General features: G+C 32.0%; 19 protein-coding genes. All 19 read right to left on the minus strand.

From position 1 onward, the window contains the following. Nucleotides 1-28: 28 nt before the first annotated feature. The 19 genes from WNY78_RS10750 to WNY78_RS10840 all read right to left on the minus strand — a co-directional run bounded on the left by WNY78_RS10750 (nucleotide 29) and on the right by WNY78_RS10840 (nucleotide 15,337). A complete protein-coding gene (locus tag WNY78_RS10750; protein ID WP_342873205.1) occupies nucleotides 29-1,048 on the minus strand; it encodes a sugar phosphate nucleotidyltransferase in 1,020 nt (339 codons plus the stop codon). Between the two features lie 40 nt (nucleotides 1,049-1,088). After that, nucleotides 1,089-1,403 carry a GIY-YIG nuclease family protein gene (locus WNY78_RS10755; RefSeq protein WP_342873206.1) on the minus strand — a complete coding sequence of 105 codons (315 nt, stop codon included), beginning with the start codon at nucleotides 1,401-1,403 and terminating at the stop codon, nucleotides 1,089-1,091. Nucleotides 1,404-1,546: 143 nt separating this feature from the next. Then, entirely contained in the window at nucleotides 1,547-1,981 is a 435-nt protein-coding gene (gene dut / locus WNY78_RS10760) for a dUTP diphosphatase (protein WP_342873207.1), read from the minus strand. A 33-nt stretch (nucleotides 1,982-2,014) separates the two neighbouring features. Next, nucleotides 2,015-3,478: an oligosaccharide flippase family protein gene (locus WNY78_RS10765; protein WP_342873208.1), complete on the minus strand. Its 1,464-nt coding sequence runs from the start codon at nucleotides 3,476-3,478 to the stop codon at nucleotides 2,015-2,017. Nucleotides 3,479-3,535: 57 nt separating this feature from the next. Continuing rightward, nucleotides 3,536-3,997: a hypothetical protein gene (locus tag WNY78_RS10770; RefSeq protein WP_342873209.1), complete on the minus strand. Its 462-nt coding sequence runs from the start codon at nucleotides 3,995-3,997 to the stop codon at nucleotides 3,536-3,538. Between the two features lie 19 nt (nucleotides 3,998-4,016). Next, complete coding sequence (locus tag WNY78_RS10775) at nucleotides 4,017-4,538, minus strand: hypothetical protein (protein ID WP_342873210.1); 522 nt, start codon at nucleotides 4,536-4,538, stop codon at nucleotides 4,017-4,019. A 104-nt stretch (nucleotides 4,539-4,642) separates the two neighbouring features. Beyond that, nucleotides 4,643-5,191 (minus strand): hypothetical protein, encoded by a 549-nt coding sequence (locus WNY78_RS10780; RefSeq protein ID WP_342873211.1) that lies wholly within the window; start codon nucleotides 5,189-5,191, stop codon nucleotides 4,643-4,645. Then, the gene (locus WNY78_RS10785) at nucleotides 5,188-5,670 is read right to left on the minus strand and encodes an RNA polymerase sigma factor (RefSeq protein ID WP_342873212.1); all 483 of its coding nucleotides are present in this window, start codon (nucleotides 5,668-5,670) and stop codon (nucleotides 5,188-5,190) included. Before WNY78_RS10785 ends, WNY78_RS10780 begins: the two co-directional genes overlap by 4 nt. A gap of 11 nt (nucleotides 5,671-5,681) precedes the next feature. Further along, nucleotides 5,682-6,521 (minus strand): alpha/beta hydrolase, encoded by an 840-nt coding sequence (locus tag WNY78_RS10790; protein WP_342873213.1) that lies wholly within the window; start codon nucleotides 6,519-6,521, stop codon nucleotides 5,682-5,684. 140 nt (nucleotides 6,522-6,661) lie between these two features. Beyond that, on the minus strand, nucleotides 6,662-7,522 hold the full coding sequence (gene atpG, locus WNY78_RS10795) for an ATP synthase F1 subunit gamma (protein WP_342873214.1): 861 nt from the start codon (nucleotides 7,520-7,522) through the stop codon (nucleotides 6,662-6,664). A gap of 51 nt (nucleotides 7,523-7,573) precedes the next feature. Then, nucleotides 7,574-9,154, minus strand: a complete 1,581-nt coding sequence (atpA, locus tag WNY78_RS10800; protein ID WP_342873215.1) for a F0F1 ATP synthase subunit alpha — start codon at nucleotides 9,152-9,154, stop codon at nucleotides 7,574-7,576. A gap of 28 nt (nucleotides 9,155-9,182) precedes the next feature. Then, nucleotides 9,183-9,719, minus strand: a complete 537-nt coding sequence (atpH, locus tag WNY78_RS10805) for an ATP synthase F1 subunit delta (RefSeq protein WP_342873216.1) — start codon at nucleotides 9,717-9,719, stop codon at nucleotides 9,183-9,185. 6 nt (nucleotides 9,720-9,725) lie between these two features. After that, nucleotides 9,726-10,220, minus strand: a complete 495-nt coding sequence (locus tag WNY78_RS10810; protein ID WP_342873217.1) for a F0F1 ATP synthase subunit B — start codon at nucleotides 10,218-10,220, stop codon at nucleotides 9,726-9,728. Nucleotides 10,221-10,295: 75 nt separating this feature from the next. Continuing rightward, complete coding sequence (atpE, locus tag WNY78_RS10815; RefSeq protein WP_230934552.1) at nucleotides 10,296-10,505, minus strand: ATP synthase F0 subunit C; 210 nt, start codon at nucleotides 10,503-10,505, stop codon at nucleotides 10,296-10,298. Nucleotides 10,506-10,525: 20 nt separating this feature from the next. Then, the gene (gene atpB, locus WNY78_RS10820; protein WP_342873218.1) at nucleotides 10,526-11,611 is read right to left on the minus strand and encodes a F0F1 ATP synthase subunit A; all 1,086 of its coding nucleotides are present in this window, start codon (nucleotides 11,609-11,611) and stop codon (nucleotides 10,526-10,528) included. Between the two features lie 127 nt (nucleotides 11,612-11,738). After that, nucleotides 11,739-12,137, minus strand: a complete 399-nt coding sequence (locus tag WNY78_RS10825) for a hypothetical protein (RefSeq protein ID WP_342873219.1) — start codon at nucleotides 12,135-12,137, stop codon at nucleotides 11,739-11,741. A gap of 3 nt (nucleotides 12,138-12,140) precedes the next feature. After that, nucleotides 12,141-12,413: an AtpZ/AtpI family protein gene (locus WNY78_RS10830; RefSeq protein ID WP_342873220.1), complete on the minus strand. Its 273-nt coding sequence runs from the start codon at nucleotides 12,411-12,413 to the stop codon at nucleotides 12,141-12,143. Then, on the minus strand, nucleotides 12,337-12,789 hold the full coding sequence (locus tag WNY78_RS10835; RefSeq protein WP_342873221.1) for a polymer-forming cytoskeletal protein: 453 nt from the start codon (nucleotides 12,787-12,789) through the stop codon (nucleotides 12,337-12,339). The genes WNY78_RS10830 and WNY78_RS10835 overlap by 77 nt, the downstream gene beginning before the upstream one ends. A gap of 10 nt (nucleotides 12,790-12,799) precedes the next feature. Continuing rightward, nucleotides 12,800-15,337, minus strand: coding sequence for a tetratricopeptide repeat protein (locus WNY78_RS10840; RefSeq protein ID WP_342873222.1), 2,538 nt, complete (start codon nucleotides 15,335-15,337; stop codon nucleotides 12,800-12,802). Between the last annotated feature and the right edge of the window lie 22 nt (nucleotides 15,338-15,359).

Below are 15,359 nucleotides of genomic sequence, written 5' to 3' on the forward strand. Positions count from 1 at the left end.
GCATGAGCTCTCAATCATTAATCAATAGTTATTCCAAAACTGAATAATCACCAATACTAATCGCTTTAAAATCACCATTATATTTAACGTGATTACCAATCATAGCATTGTCTAATGTAGCATTTTTAATAGTAGTATGGTTTTGTATTAAGCTATTTTTAACGCTTGTATTTTCTATTACACAATTATTACCAATAGATACATTTGGTCCAACTGTAGCATTGTTTAACACAGTGTTTTCTCCAATATAACAAGGTTCAATAACAGTTGAGTTATTATTTTTTACAGATTTAGCAATCATTTGCTCTTCGCCATCTGCTTTTAAAAAGCCTAACATTCTTGTATTGGTTTCAAGGGTTACGTTTTTGTTTCCGCAATCCATCCACTCATCAACTGTTCCTGTTTTAAAGATTTTACCGTCTGCCATCATGCGTTTAATACCATCATTAATTTGGTATTCTCCTCCATTCATAACGTTCTCATCAAGTACTTCTTGCAATTTGTCTTTTAAAACTGCTACATCTTTGAAATAATAGATGCCAATTACAGCTTGATCACTTACGAAGGTTTCTGGCTTTTCAACTAGTTCAACGATTTCTTGATTATCGTTTAGTTTCACAACTCCATAGGCTTGTGGATTTGCTACTTTTTTAGTCCAAATCACACTATCTGCATTTGGATCTAAATCAAACTCTGCACGAATTAACGTATCTGCATATGCAACAACTGCTGGTCCAGAAAGTGATGGTTTTGCACACATAATTGCATGACCAGTACCAAGAGGTTGGTCTTGACGATAGATAGATGGTTTAGCACCTAAACTTGTTGCTAAGGCTTTTAAACTTTCTACTACATCATCACCAAACCAAGCTGGATCACCTAAAACAAAAGCGATTTCTTCAATTGGTTGTTTTAAAACTTTTGCAATATCCTTAACCAATCTATGCACAATTGGTTGTCCTGCTACAGGAATTAATGGTTTTGGTACTGTTAAACTATGTGGTCTTAGACGAGAGCCTCGTCCTGCCATTGGTACTATTATTTTCATATGCATGCCTACGAAAGCAGGTATCTTTTAAAGTGTTATACTATATTCTAAGTTTATTATAATTTAAATTCCAATTGGTACTAAGATCTGACCAACCAGAGTTCATTTCTTCAATTAATTCTATTTTCCAATCTCTCTTCCATTTTTTGAACTGTCTTTCTCGTTTTTCAGCCTCAATTCCGTTTTCAAACTCTTCAAAATAAATCAATTTATCGCAATTATACTTTGCTGTAAATGATTTAGGAAATATTTTTAATTTATGTTCTTTTACTCTTTCTTCAATATTATCGGTTACTCCAATATATAAAACACCATTCTTCTTGTTGCTCATTATATAGACGTACCAATGTTTCATTTCAATTTAGTTAAAAAAATCGGCTACTATCTCTATATAAATAAACAATATCATTTTTTATTTCAATGCTTTTGTTATGGACGTTGTTTGAGAAAATGTTTTGTTTTTATTTACAAAGAGATTCCTGCGTTTGCAGGAATTGGTTATTTAACTCCTGTACTGCCAAATCCTCCTTCTCCACGATCGGTTTCAGAAAGCTCATTTACTTCTGTCCACTCTGCACGTTCATGTTTAGCAATGACTAATTGCGCAATACGTTCTCCGTTATTTATAGTGAAATCTTCGTTAGACAAATTTACTAAAATGACACCTATTTCGCCTCTATAATCTGCATCTATAGTTCCTGGAGCATTGAGTACTGTAATTCCTTTTTTTGCTGCTAATCCACTTCGAGGTCTTACTTGAGCCTCAATACCAACTGGTAATTCTATAAATAAACCAGTGCCTACTATTGTGCGTTCTAATGATTTTAATGTTCTAGATTCTGAAATACTAGCTCTTAAATCCATTCCTGCTGAAGCACTCGTTTCGTAATGTGGTAAATCGTGATTGGATTTGTTTATGATTTTTATTTGCATGGTAAAATTCTTTGCTTCGCTCTGAATGACAGATTAGCGCGTTTTTAAAATTCTTTTTAATTCATTTTTTTCTGAAAAGAAAACGATACCCAAAAATACAATTAACATTGAAATTCCTATAAGATAATCGCCTCTAAAGTAGTAGAATGATAAGATTGACAGACTAATTGACAAGAACAAGTAGATACCAATTTTCTTTAAATTATATGGAATTGGATAATATTTCCTTCCGAAGTAATAAGATAATAACATCATAATCGCATAAGCAACTAATGTGGCTATTGCAGATGCTTTATAACTATACGTTTTAATGAACATTATATTGATAGCTAAAGTGATAATCGCACCTACTATAGAAATATAAGCTCCAAATTTTGTTCTATCTGTAATTTTATACCATACAGAAAGGTTGTGATAAATCCCCAAAAAGAAGTTCGCCAACAAAATAATTGGCACAACCCACATGGCTTCCCAATACTCTTCACTTCTTACAATATAGGGTTTTAATATATCTGCAAAAACCACTACAGCTAGTAATATTATAGAACCAAAAGCAACGAAAAACTCTAATATTTTAGCATAATTTTTTTGAGGGTTTTCTGTTTTAGCATGACTAAAGAAAAATGGCTCGATTCCTAACCGATAAGCTGTGGCAAATAAGGTCATAAACAGTGCTATTTTATAACATGCAGAATACATCCCAATTTCAGTTTCGGCAATATCTGGAGGTAATAATCTGTCTAATAAAATTCGGTCAAAAGTCTCATTGATTGAAAACGCAACTCCAGCAACTAATACAGGGAATGCGTAACGAAACATTGTTTTCCATAATTTAGAATCAAACTTATATTTGATTTTAGTATAAAATGACAACACGAAAATTAGCGTTACTGCACTTGCTACCAAGTTGGCTATAAAAATGTAACTGATTTCGAAATCAGGTCTATAAATCGTTTCAAATACACTTCCTCCCGTAGCTAAATCTTTTAATGCAAGAAGGAAAAACAAATTAAGTCCTAGATTAATCGCCACATTTAATATTTTGATAATTGCATAACGCATAGGTTGCGCTGTAGCTCTCAACCAAGCAAATGGGATGATGACTAGTGCATCTAAGAGTAAAATCCAAATAACAAGATTGATATATTTGACATCAATTTGAATTAATGCTGCTATTTGATTCTGAAATATTAGAGCGAGAGTAAAAAAGCCTAATGAAGATGCAATAAGCGAAACTGCGGAAGTTCCAATTACGCTATCTTTATCATCTTCTTTGTTGAAAAACCTGAAGAAAGCAGTTTCCATACCATAAGCTAAAATAACATTGAATAATACAAAATAGGAGAAAATCACCGACACTTTACCATACTCTGCAACCGATGATAGTACACCTTCTGTAGTATAAAGAGGCACTAATAAAAAGCTTAACATTCTAGGTAAGACCGTAGCTAAACCGTAAATAAATGTTTGTTTAAAAAGGGATTTTAATGCACTCAAGAGTTCAATTTTGTTGGGCTAAAAATACGTTTTTAGCAAACGTCAACCAAAGATATATTATTGCATCTCAGGAGGACCATTTTCATAGTAAATGCCTTCATTTTCAATAACATCACTTATTTTGAAGTATTTGATTTCACCATCTTCTCGATAACTTATCACACATGCTCTGTTTGAAATCTCAAAAGGAAAGTCTTTTATCGTTTTTAATGCGTGTCCTTTACTGATTGGATCTCGTTTTACTAACTGACAAACATATTTACCTTTATCTGGAATAAGACGTCCTTTTACATTTCTAAAAAAAACACTATCAATAACAACATTGTTAGCTGGTGTTAGATTAGCTATGTGGAAATTATAACCAGAACTTCCAATTTTAATTGCGCTAGTCCAATTTTGAAAATAAGCTCTTGAGTATTGTATTGGAGCTGTCTTTTGTAGTTTGTAAGCATTAGAACAACTATACATTGTAATTACAACAAGAATGATACAGTAAAATCTAAGTTTTGGCGTATTCATTTTGGTTAAGTTTTAATCACTAGATACCTTTTATAGTTTCTCTTGAAGGAGCACTAGGGTAATTTAAAGGTTCCTTTTGTTGAACATTTGAAATTTTATAATACAGTGTTTTATTGTCTTTAATATAGCTAACAACGCATTCATCATCTTTTAAATCAAAAGGAATTTTTACTGCCTTTTCTGGTAGTTTATTGCCATACTCTTCATTAGAATCACTGCTCATAATGATATCTTTATGTTCATTAAATCCGGTTTTAAAACGTCCGATATACAGTGGTGTTTCACTAGAATTTACCTCTAATTTAGTTGCTTTACCTCTAAAATACACACTATCCAATTGAATTGTTTTATCCATAACAGGAATAAATATATTAATACCAGAACCACCTCCTTTAATACCAGCTACCCATGTTTGACAATATACATCTCCAAACTGAGTTGGTGCTTTTGTTTGTAATTTTTGCGCTGAAGAGCATTGAGAGAAACTAGCCATTACAATTAGCATTACAATTAAGAAAGAGGTATGTTTTAATAATTTCATTATAAAGTATTAAGCGTTATAAAGATACAATTTCAAAATTAATGCCATAAAAAAAGTCTGACTAAAAAGTCAAACTCTTAAACTGTAATTATAAGATTTAATTTTTATAGTCCTTTTACTATTGAAAGTTCTTTTTTGATTTGTTTTCTAAAAAATAACACCATGATAATTAGAATGATTATTGCAGAGAAAATTATGTAAGTATAGAATCCTTCCGAAAGGTACTTTTTAAAAGAAGGTAATAGTAAAATAAATCCTAAACTATATAATATAATTATAATTGGTGTGATGATATAATGTGTTCTTATTCTCTTTTTATAATAAGCTATAATGTTATCATTAAAAACAGATGAATTTACTGTAACATCTATTTCTTGGAGCTTTTTAATACTAAAGTATTCAATAATAATCCTTACTAATAAAGAGCTTACCATTAAAAATAATGCAAAAGTTACGGTTGTATTATTATAGGCCTCAACATAGAAAAAAAAGCCTATCAAAATTAATACTGTAATCAATAAAACAATATTTGTTATCCATTGTTTTCTTTTTAGTCCATTAATTTTTTGAACTATTAATTCTGATCCACCTCTAGGTGGATTTTGCTTTGGTTGATTATCCCAATCAGATTTTAATTCTTCAAATGTTGTCATTTTTTAACGCATTTAGTTAATTCAATTTTAATTCTATGGATCCTTACTCTTATTACTTCATGAGATAAGCCCATAATTTCTGCTATTTCTTTTTGTGGTAATCCTTCTAATTCTAATAGGATTATACTTTTACTTTCGGTTTTTAAGCTACTTATGCATTTGTATAGCTGTTTAAGTTTTGCTTCTTTTTCTTCAGAAAAGTTATCATTAGATTGCTCTAGATGATTGAGTTGGTTTGATAGTCTAACAGTTCCTTTTTTTCTTAATTCTAACAGACATGTATTTACTGCAATTCTATAAATCCACGTCGATATGCTAGACTGGTTTCTAAAAAACTTTAGGTTTTGCCATACTTTAATAAAAATTTCTTGTGCTAAATCTTTTGAAAGTATAGTGTCTCCATTAGTATATCCTAAACATAAGCGAATCACTTTAGGATAATTAGCCTCATAAACGCTTTTAAATTGATTCTCTAACATTGACATTTACCTTATAATTCTGCTTTTATAATGCTTAATAGCCACTTTGGTTGATCAAACATAATAAAATGAGCAGACGCTTTAGCAAACTTAATAGAATAGTCTTCTAAGTACTTATATTGTTCTTCATAAGTCTTCTTTACTACGTCTTCTCCATAAGGTTCAGTTGCAGCAAGAATAGTAACAGGAATGGTTATCTTAGCAATAGACTCTCTTAAATCTAATTTAAGCAAATCTGTATAGCCATAAACGTATGTTTTTCGATCTGTCTTTAAAATCCATTCTTTAATTAAATCATGTTTCTCTTTATTTAATGACATATTACTTGCCATTTGAGTAGCCATTGCTTCAAAACTAGTTACATCCATGTCTAACAATCTTTGATTAAATGAATTATCATAAACTATTGTTTCGCTATTAAAGTTCGGAATTATTAAAGCACCTGTTGATGGCAAGGCGTCAATAACAATAATTTTATTGAACATAGCATCCTCATCTGTTGCAATCCATAAGCCTAAAGTTCCTCCTAAACTGTGTCCTATTATTGTTGCTTTTTGCAATTTGTTTTTAGAAATATACTGATCTATTCCCTCTTTAACTTTAGAAAGCCATGGTGTATCTATTGCAGGTACATTTCCAAATCCAGCAAACGTAAAAATATGACATTCGTTAGTTTTAGAAAGTTCTTCTACGACGTCATTCCAAACATCTCCTGTACATGTAAATCCAGGAAATAATAATACAGCTTCTCCTTGGCCTTTAACTTCGACTTCAAAAGCTTTTTCATGAGCTTGCACTGTTATGCTAAATACACAAATAGTTATTAGTATAAGGTTTTTAAATGTTTTCATATTGTAAATTTTAATTGGTTTTTCTCTTTAGATACAAAATCAAAAAAATGTTACAGAAAAATTTAAAATAAAAACCCAACTCATCTGAGTTGGGTTTTATAATTTATATAAGATACTGAAATAAATTCAGCATACCAATGTTAGTTGTTCAATGCTTCTGCACCACCAACGATCTCTAAAATTTCGTTAGTAATAGCAGCTTGACGTGCTTTATTGTATGTTAATTTTAATTGATCTCTCAATTCTGTTGCGTTATCTGTTGCTTTATGCATTGCAGTCATACGAGCACCATGTTCTGAAGCAAAACTATCTCTAATAGATTTGTATAATTGTGTCTTTAATGACTTCGGAATAAGTTGTTCAACAATTTCTATTTTTGAAGGTTCAAAAATATAGTCAGTGTTCACATTAGCTTCGCCTTCCATTGGAACAATTGGTAAAAATTGTTCTGTCATAATAATTTGAGTCGCTGCATTTTTGAATTTATTGTAAACGATTTCGATTTTATCAAAATCACCTTCAACAAACTTATCCATTAGCATTTGTGCTATTTCAGAAACATTTTCAAAAGTTAAATCATCAAAGACTTCACTTTTGTTAGCGATAACATTATTGGTCTTTTTGAAAGCGTCATTTGCTTTTTTACCGATAGCTAGATAAGATACTTCTTGATTTGCATACTTATCAGTTGCAAGACTTGTAACCGCTTTGATAATGTTGGAGTTAAAAGCACCAGCAAGACCTCTATTAGAAGTAATTGCTACTAATAATACTTTTTTAACCTCGCGTTGTGTTGCAAATTTACTTCCAGAATCAGCATCTAAAGTCGCGCTTAAACTTTGTAAAAGTTCAGTCAACTTATCTGAATATGGACGCATTGCAGTAATAGCATCTTGAGCTTTCTTCAATTTTGCAGCAGATACCATTTTCATGGCACTAGTAATTTGCATCGTTGACGATACTGAAGATATTCTATTACGTATTTCTTTAAGATTAGCCATATTTCAAAATATGAAAATATTCCTGTTCTAAATTAAGAACAGGAATGTTAATTATGCTCTATATTTACCTGATAAGTCTTTAGCTACAACTGTTAGTGTATCAATAACTTCATCAGTTAATTTCCCTGATTTTAAAGTGCTTAAAACATCTGCATGCTTTGCTTTTAAGAATTCAAGATAATCTCTTTCAAATTCTTTCACTTTGTTTACAGGAACGTCTTTTAATAAGTTTTTAGATCCAGCATAAATAATTGCTACTTGATCTTCAACTGTAAACGGATCGTTTTGAGCTTGCTTTAAGATCTCAACATTACGCTTACCTTTTTCAATAACGTTAAGCGTCACAGCATCTAAATCTGAACCAAACTTAGCGAACGCTTCTAATTCACGATACTGAGCTTGATCTAATTTTAATGTACCAGATACTTTTTTCATTGATTTAATCTGAGCATTACCACCAACACGAGATACAGAAATACCTACGTTAATTGCTGGACGAACACCAGAGTTAAATAAATCTCCATCTAAGAAGATTTGTCCATCTGTAATAGAAATTACGTTAGTTGGAATATATGCAGAAACGTCACCTGCTTGCGTTTCAATAATTGGTAATGCTGTTAAAGAACCACCACCTTTTACGATTGGCTTTAATGAATCTGGTAAATCGTTCATTTCTTTAGCGATAGCATCATTATTAATGATTTTAGCAGAACGCTCTAATAATCTTGAGTGTAAATAAAATACATCACCAGGATATGCTTCACGTCCTGGAGGACGACGTAATAATAAAGATACCTCACGATATGCAACTGCTTGTTTTGATAAATCATCAAATACAATTAAGGCTGGTCTACCAGTATCTCTAAAATACTCACCAATAGATGCTCCTGTAAAAGGTGCGTAAACTTGCATTGCAGCAGGATCTGATGCATTTGCAGCCACTATTGTTGTATATGCTAATGCTCCTTTTTCTTCTAAAGTTTTAGCAATTAATGCTACTGTTGAAGCTTTTTGACCAATAGCAACGTATATACAATATACAGGATTTCCTGCATCGTAAAATTCTTTTTGATTTAAGATTGCATCAATACAAACTGTAGTTTTACCAGTTTGACGGTCACCAATCACCAACTCACGTTGACCTCTACCAACTGGGATCATAGCGTCAATTGCTTTAATTCCTGTTTGTAATGGTTCTGTTACCGGTTCTCTATAGATAACACCAGGAGCTTTACGCTCTAAAGGCATTTCATAAGTTTCTCCTGTAATTGGACCTTTACCATCAATTGGACTTCCTAAAGTATCTACAACACGACCAACAATACCTTCACCTACTTTAACAGATGCGATACGAGATGTACGTTTTACTGTAGAGCCTTCTCTTACTCCTACTGAAGTTCCTAACAATACAATACCAACGTTATCTTCTTCAAGATTAAGTACGATACCTTCTAATCCGCCTTCGAACTCAACTAACTCACCATATTGAGCGTTAGCTAATCCGTAAGCACGTACAATACCATCACCTACTGTTAATACTGTTCCAACTTCATCCAATGAAGCTCCTGCTTCAAAACCTGAAAGTTGTTGTTTTAAGATTGCTGATATTTCAGCTGGTTTTACTTCTGCCATCTTATTTATTTATTTAGATATAAATATCTTAATTTAATTTAAACTCTCTTTTTAATGTATTCAATTTGTTAGCTACACTTGCATTGTATTGAATATCTCCAACACGTAAAATGAAACCTCCTAAGATCTCTTCATTAATGATATTTTCAACTTCGACATCTTTTCCTGTAAGCTCTTTAACCTTTGCTAAAACTTTAACTCTTAGTTCATCAGTAAGAGGAACTGCAGTTGTAACTTTTGCAACTTGTGTTCCTTTTAACTCATCATACAAGCTATTATAATTAATCGCTACATCTCCCAAAAGTGTTAATCTTTTGTTGGTAATTAATGTATCGATCAAATTTGCAGTCATGTCATTAGAACCTTTAAAAACCTGTAATAAAACAGCTTTCTTATCTGAAGATCTTACTACAGGACTTTGAAGCATATCATTCAAGTCTTTACTTTCTGCAATAGTAGTTGCTATTAACTTCATATCATTATTTACAGTTTCAGCTGTATTTTGATCTGATGCTAAGCTTAAAACTGCTTTTGCGTAACGTATTGCTGCTCTTGATCCTGCCATTGTCTCTTAGTTTAGTTTTGCTTCACCTAACATAGATTCAACTAATTCTAGTTGCTTACCTTTATTAGATAATTCTTGACGTACTACTTTTTCAGCTATTTCTATTGATAAACCAGCAACGTGATTTTTCAATTCTGCCATAGCAGATTTCTTTTCACTTTCGATTGCTATTTGAGCTTGCGTAATCATTTTATTAGCCTGCTCTTGTGCTTCATCTTTAGCATCTGAAATCATCTTTGCTTTAATCTCACGTGCTTCTTTTAGCATCGTTTCTCTTTCAAGTCTCGCTTCTTTTAAGATACGCTCGTTATCTGCTGTTAAATTTTCCATCTCTTTACGAGCATTTTCAGCAGAAGCTAATGCATCCTTAATACCTTCTTCTCTATCGCTTACAGCGCCAAGAATAGGTTTCCATGCAAATTTCCTTAAGATTAAAAGCAAAAACAAAAACGTAATTGCTGTCCAGAATACTAGACCAAATTCAGGTGTAATTAAATCCATTTCTTTGTGTTTTAAATAACTTAAATTTTAAAGACACAGAAGCAACCAACCGTTACTTCTGTGCTTTACTTGTTTTTACCCTTGTAAGAAAGCAACAACAACACCAAATAGTGCTACCGCTTCTACGAAGGCTGCTAAAATTAATGCAGAAGATTGAATCTTTCCGTGCATCTCTGGTTGACGAGCCATTGCATCCATTGCAGACCCACCAATTTTTCCAATTCCAACACCAGCTCCAATAGCTGCTAAACCAGCTCCAATAGCTGCAATTCCAGTAATAGTCATAGTTATAAAATTTAAATTAATTAATGATGTTCTTCTTCAGTTGCCATTCCAAAATAAAGGGCTGACAATATTGTAAATATATATGCTTGTATTGCAGTTACAATAATTTCAATAACTGTAATGAATAATGAAAACGCTACAGATACTGGAGCAATTGCTACAGACTTAAATACAAATATTAATGACATTAATGCTAGTATGATCACGTGTCCTGCTGTTATGTTAGCAAACAAACGAATCATTAACGAAATAGGTTTTACAAACATTCCGATAATCTCAATTGGCATTAAGAATATTTTCATTGGTACAGGAACGCCTGGCATCCAAAAAATGTGTTTCCAGTAGTTTTTGTTACCACTTAATGTTGTTATGATAAATGTAAACACGGCAAGTGTACATGTAAACGCAATGTTACCACTTAAGTTAGCTCCATTTAATATTGGAATTAATCCAAAAATATTATTAATCCAGATAAAGAAAAATATAGTTAATAGGTAAGGCATATATTTTTTGTACTTATGCTCACCAATCATTGGTTTTCCAATTTCATCTCTAACAAAAACCACTAATGGTTCTACAAATCCAGCAATACCAGTTGGCACACCATCTTTAGATTTCTTGTAACTTCTTGCTGTAGTAAGAAATATTAATAACAATACTGCAACAGAAACCCACATCATAAATACGTTTCTAGTAATAGAAAAATTTAAAGGCTTGTGTGCGTTAGTTGGGTGATGTTCTTCATCAAAAGCAACAGTTGTTGCATTACTATCTAACTGATAAATTTTTTCGTGAAGCTTAACGAATTTACCACCATTTTTCTCAACAATAGTTTTACCTTCATCATCATGATGAAAGTTACTTGAAGAAAATGAAGTTAAACCATTATCTGTCCAAAGTATAATTGGTAACGATAATGAAACCGGTTTACCTTTCCAATCCCATAAATGAAACTCATGAGCATCTTTTACGTGATGCAAAATCATTTCTTTTGGATTAAATTCTTCTCCTTCTTGAGGATCACTATCTTCAGATGCATAACCAGCAAAAGAAACTGCTAAAAATAGCACTGAAAATAATACGTTTTTGAAAGTGTTTAATATCATCCTGTATCGCTTAAAAATACGCTGCTTTAAATTCGGTGCAAATGTACGTACATTATATTAATTGTCAAACATTAATTTAATGATTCTTAAATAGCGTAATAATCTGGATATTTTAAGGATGAAATACTTACTTTTTCTGAAGAAATTTTACAACCGAAAAGACTTCAAAAGCAAGAAAAATAAAGTAAGGAACAAAGAAATTAGCTAAATCATAACCTTTTTGTTCTGGTTTGGATAATATCCATGGTAATAAAAATACCATAGTTAAAATCATTTTGAGAAGCATTCCTAAGATAAACGTATTGAACACTTCAGTCTTACCAATAGAATCTCGGTAGTTAATTAAAGTATATATAATAATGACTGTTATAATATGAAACACATAAATGTGCCACAATGGAAAAAACAGCATCACATCTTTAGCAAAATGAAAGTTTAAATAACTATGAGTTCCAAATAGTAAAGCGCTTAAAGCGATAAACTGTATAAGAAAATTGATTTCTCTCTTTTTAAAAAGGGCATTCATGTATTAATCGTCTTTTGAAGCTGCAATAATACGTCTAATTACGTAAACTATAGATATGATAACAGACGATAATGAACCAGCTAATGTATATAGATTGTGCTCATTAGGATACAATCCATCTAACTTATAGCCAATAAAAGTTCCAACACCAATAATAGCAAACATCTGAATTGCAATTCCCGAAAGCCTAGCGTAACTATTAAGTGGTTTGATCTTTTTCTGGATTTGATCGTTGTTCTGGTCTTTGGGTCGTTGTTTGTTGTCCAGCTCCTCCATTTTTAAAATCTTTTATAGCACCTTTCATTGAGCATGTAGCATTAAAGTTTGCTCCAGGTTCTACTGCTAATTTACCTACCATTACTTCACCTTCTACATGTGCAGATGATTTTAATGATAAGGTATCTGTCAATAATAATTTGCCTGTAAATTTACCTTCAATATCTGCATTTGCACTTTTTAAAGTGCCATTAATGATTCCTGTTCTACCAATAACCACCTTACCTGGTGTTTTTACATTGCCTTGAATTGTGCCTTCAATTCTAAAATCGCCTTCGCTAATAATATCACCTGTAATAACAGTGCCTTTAGCAATTGTGTTTTGTTGTGAAGTTGTTTCTGAAGCCATACTTGCTGTTTTTTTACCTGAAAACATTGGTTTGATTTTATTGAGATTCTAGGTATTCGTTTAAGTTTTTATGTCGTTGTACAATTTCGTAGTTAGGCGAAGAAATTGAATAAAAATTACGATCTATTTTATCTTTAGTCTCTTTTAGTATTTCTGCAAAACCAGCAGATCCTTGTATACTTTTTAATCCGTGAACAACAACAAAAATCGTATCAGCATCATAAAAATCAACAGACGTTGACAAGTCGAAGTAATTTATTTTTGAGATTGCATTATCTAATTTCTTCACAAACTCTTCAATTTGATCTTTTTCAGTAGTGCTAAAAGGATACAATACATTGAAACGTATTCCTGTATCGTTACTAATAAATTCTTTATTTGCTAAAACTGGTATAACGGTTTCTAAAATCTCTTTTGCTTTTTTTCCTTCTTCGGAATTTGGATACGTCAACGCAATATAATTTACGCCTTTTTTATAAGCTTCAAATCCAATTAATCTACCATTAGCAGATGCTTTTAAAATTTCAAATTTAGGCACTAATGGATCGCCTTCAAATTGAGTGATGTACTGCTCTGCTTTTGTGACTACCTCACCATATTGCTGGTCGCCAAAAAGTTTAAACAGATTAGCATATAGGCTTTCTGGACTGTTTTCGTCTTGTGCAAATTCCGATTTTGGGTTAAGCAGTATTTTGGCATACCTAGAATCTGGATATGTATTTACAATCTCATCTTTCATTGCAGTTGCTTTACTGCTTAATCCTAACTCTATATAAATTTTATATAAATTATATTTTGAAGGTAATATTAAACGGTCTTCAGGATTATTTTGAAGTAAGGTTTCCAGTTTTACTTTAGCTAATTCGTACTCCTTAAATTTTTCTTTATAAATAGTACCTAATTGATAATATGCATAGTTTCTATCTTTTGCTAAACTATCAATCACTTTTTGATCTGATGGTATTTTAGAAATATAAAACTCAGGATCAAAACGTTCTTCATCTGAAGCGTTAGCCGCAACATCAACAACTTCGGTATTATTAAAACCTTTGCCTTTAGCGTCAGATAATCTCCAATTATCTTTAAGTTCTCTGTCTCCCCAAACTTTCATGAATTCACTTTTTCCGTAGGCAACCGTTGTAGGATTATAAAAGTAAAACTCACTTTCTTGACCAGCACTTCCTCCTCCAGGCGTGGCTCTTAAAGATTTTCCAGCAGTTGCGTTTGCGCCTTTAACGTTGTTTTCTGAAGTTTTTAATCCAGAACTAGCTGCATTACGACGCTCTTCGGCTTCAGCTTTTTCTTTTTCAGCTTCTGCTAGAACTTTTAATTCTTCTGTATAGGTTGTAAAATAGGTTAGTCTTTCTGCTTCGGAAAAATCAACTAATTTTAATATGCTGTCATGTGATTGTGCGATATCTTCATAAAAGATCACATCTTCAAGGTTTTCACGTTTCCGTTGAACAATACGATAAGGCTTAGAATTAAGCTTCATATTCATCATAGTGCTATCGTAATATGCGCCTGCAATTTTATACTCTGCATCATCAAAGTTCATATCGCCTAGCGTTGCATAATCTCTTGATTTCAACTCTTTATCACCCAAATTGGTGCGAAGTGATTTGTTGTAATAGGCAACTGCCATTGAATCTCTTTCATTAGCGCGATGAAACTCTGCAATGCGGTAATAAATTTTATCTAAAAACGGACGATTTTCACGATCTTCTTCTAGATCTATTAAGTATTCTAAAAACTCGATTTGGTTTCCGTTGTCCATATCAAAGTTATTTGATTTGGCTAAATGTGCGTTGATATAATAAGGTCTTGGGATTTTACGATGCATATCAATCACCTTATCAAAGGCAAGGTTTGCGCTATCTTTTTTCCCGAATTCATTATAAAGCTGACCTATAATATAATTGAAACGTGCTTTTTCTTTGTTCTTTTTAGTGAAATCTGCTGCGATTGTCAATTGTGCTAAAGCACTGTCTTTAGCTTTAATATTTATATAGCCTTGAGCCAAAATAGATGTAGCATCTGCCATATCCTGATCTTCAAGTTCTTCTTGCTCTAAAAGGCGTTTTAAGTTTTTAATAGCAAGCTCATTATTTTCTAATCTAATGTTTGCTTTCTCTCTCCAAACTTTAGCAGTATTAATCTTATCACTTGCTGGATATTTATACAAAATGTAATTGAATGCTTCTAAAGCTGGTACAAAGCGTTGGTCAAAATAACGTGCTTGACCTAGCAGTAAATAGGCTTCGTCAATTTGCGGATTATACTCTTTACCTTTGATGTTCATCCCATGTTTTTGAACGGCTTTAATTGCTTTTTCTTCAGCACGCTCAAAATCTTGGTTTTTAGATTGACCAGGTAATATAATTTCATCTGAAACCTGCATACGTTCTATTGGTAATAACTCCCAATAGTTATCTGTTGCAGCATTGTCAATAGTTTCTCGTCCTTTTTCTAATGCAATATTTCCATTATACAAAATATTGTATTTGGTACCTAGTGCATGAAAATTTCGATTAACAAAAGTGTCTTTCTTACGAGAACAACTTGTGATAATCATTGTTACGCAAAAGACTGATATT

The sequence above is a fragment of the Psychroserpens sp. AS72 genome (assembly GCF_038900375.1).
GTDB lineage: Bacteria > Bacteroidota > Bacteroidia > Flavobacteriales > Flavobacteriaceae > Psychroserpens.

Bases quoted from the DNA above. Each gene is read 5' to 3' on its own strand.
- WNY78_RS10780 (WP_342873211.1), bottom strand. From the start codon at position 5,191: ATGACAACATTTGAAGAATTAAAATCTGATTGGGATAATCAACCAAAG.
- WNY78_RS10785 (WP_342873212.1), bottom strand. From the start codon at position 5,670: ATGTTAGAGAATCAATTTAAAAGCGTTTATGAGGCTAATTATCCTAAA.
- atpG (WP_342873214.1), bottom strand. From the start codon at position 7,522: ATGGCTAATCTTAAAGAAATACGTAATAGAATATCTTCAGTATCGTCA.
- atpB (WP_342873218.1), bottom strand. From the start codon at position 11,611: ATGATATTAAACACTTTCAAAAACGTATTATTTTCAGTGCTATTTTTA.
- WNY78_RS10840 (WP_342873222.1), bottom strand. From the start codon at position 15,337: ATGATTATCACAAGTTGTTCTCGTAAGAAAGACACTTTTGTTAATCGA.
- WNY78_RS10770 (WP_342873209.1), bottom strand. From the start codon at position 3,997: ATGAATACGCCAAAACTTAGATTTTACTGTATCATTCTTGTTGTAATT.
- WNY78_RS10775 (WP_342873210.1), bottom strand. From the start codon at position 4,538: ATGAAATTATTAAAACATACCTCTTTCTTAATTGTAATGCTAATTGTA.
- WNY78_RS10755 (WP_342873206.1), bottom strand. From the start codon at position 1,403: ATGAAACATTGGTACGTCTATATAATGAGCAACAAGAAGAATGGTGTT.
- WNY78_RS10810 (WP_342873217.1), bottom strand. From the start codon at position 10,220: ATGGATTTAATTACACCTGAATTTGGTCTAGTATTCTGGACAGCAATT.
- atpA (WP_342873215.1), bottom strand. From the start codon at position 9,154: ATGGCAGAAGTAAAACCAGCTGAAATATCAGCAATCTTAAAACAACAA.
- dut (WP_342873207.1), bottom strand. From the start codon at position 1,981: ATGCAAATAAAAATCATAAACAAATCCAATCACGATTTACCACATTAC.
- WNY78_RS10790 (WP_342873213.1), bottom strand. From the start codon at position 6,521: ATGAAAACATTTAAAAACCTTATACTAATAACTATTTGTGTATTTAGC.
- WNY78_RS10750 (WP_342873205.1), bottom strand. From the start codon at position 1,048: ATGAAAATAATAGTACCAATGGCAGGACGAGGCTCTCGTCTAAGACCA.
- atpE (WP_230934552.1), bottom strand. From the start codon at position 10,505: ATGACTATTACTGGAATTGCAGCTATTGGAGCTGGTTTAGCAGCTATT.
- WNY78_RS10835 (WP_342873221.1), bottom strand. From the start codon at position 12,789: ATGTTTTCAGGTAAAAAAACAGCAAGTATGGCTTCAGAAACAACTTCA.
- atpH (WP_342873216.1), bottom strand. From the start codon at position 9,719: ATGGCAGGATCAAGAGCAGCAATACGTTACGCAAAAGCAGTTTTAAGC.
- WNY78_RS10830 (WP_342873220.1), bottom strand. From the start codon at position 12,413: ATGGAGGAGCTGGACAACAAACAACGACCCAAAGACCAGAACAACGAT.
- WNY78_RS10825 (WP_342873219.1), bottom strand. From the start codon at position 12,137: ATGAATGCCCTTTTTAAAAAGAGAGAAATCAATTTTCTTATACAGTTT.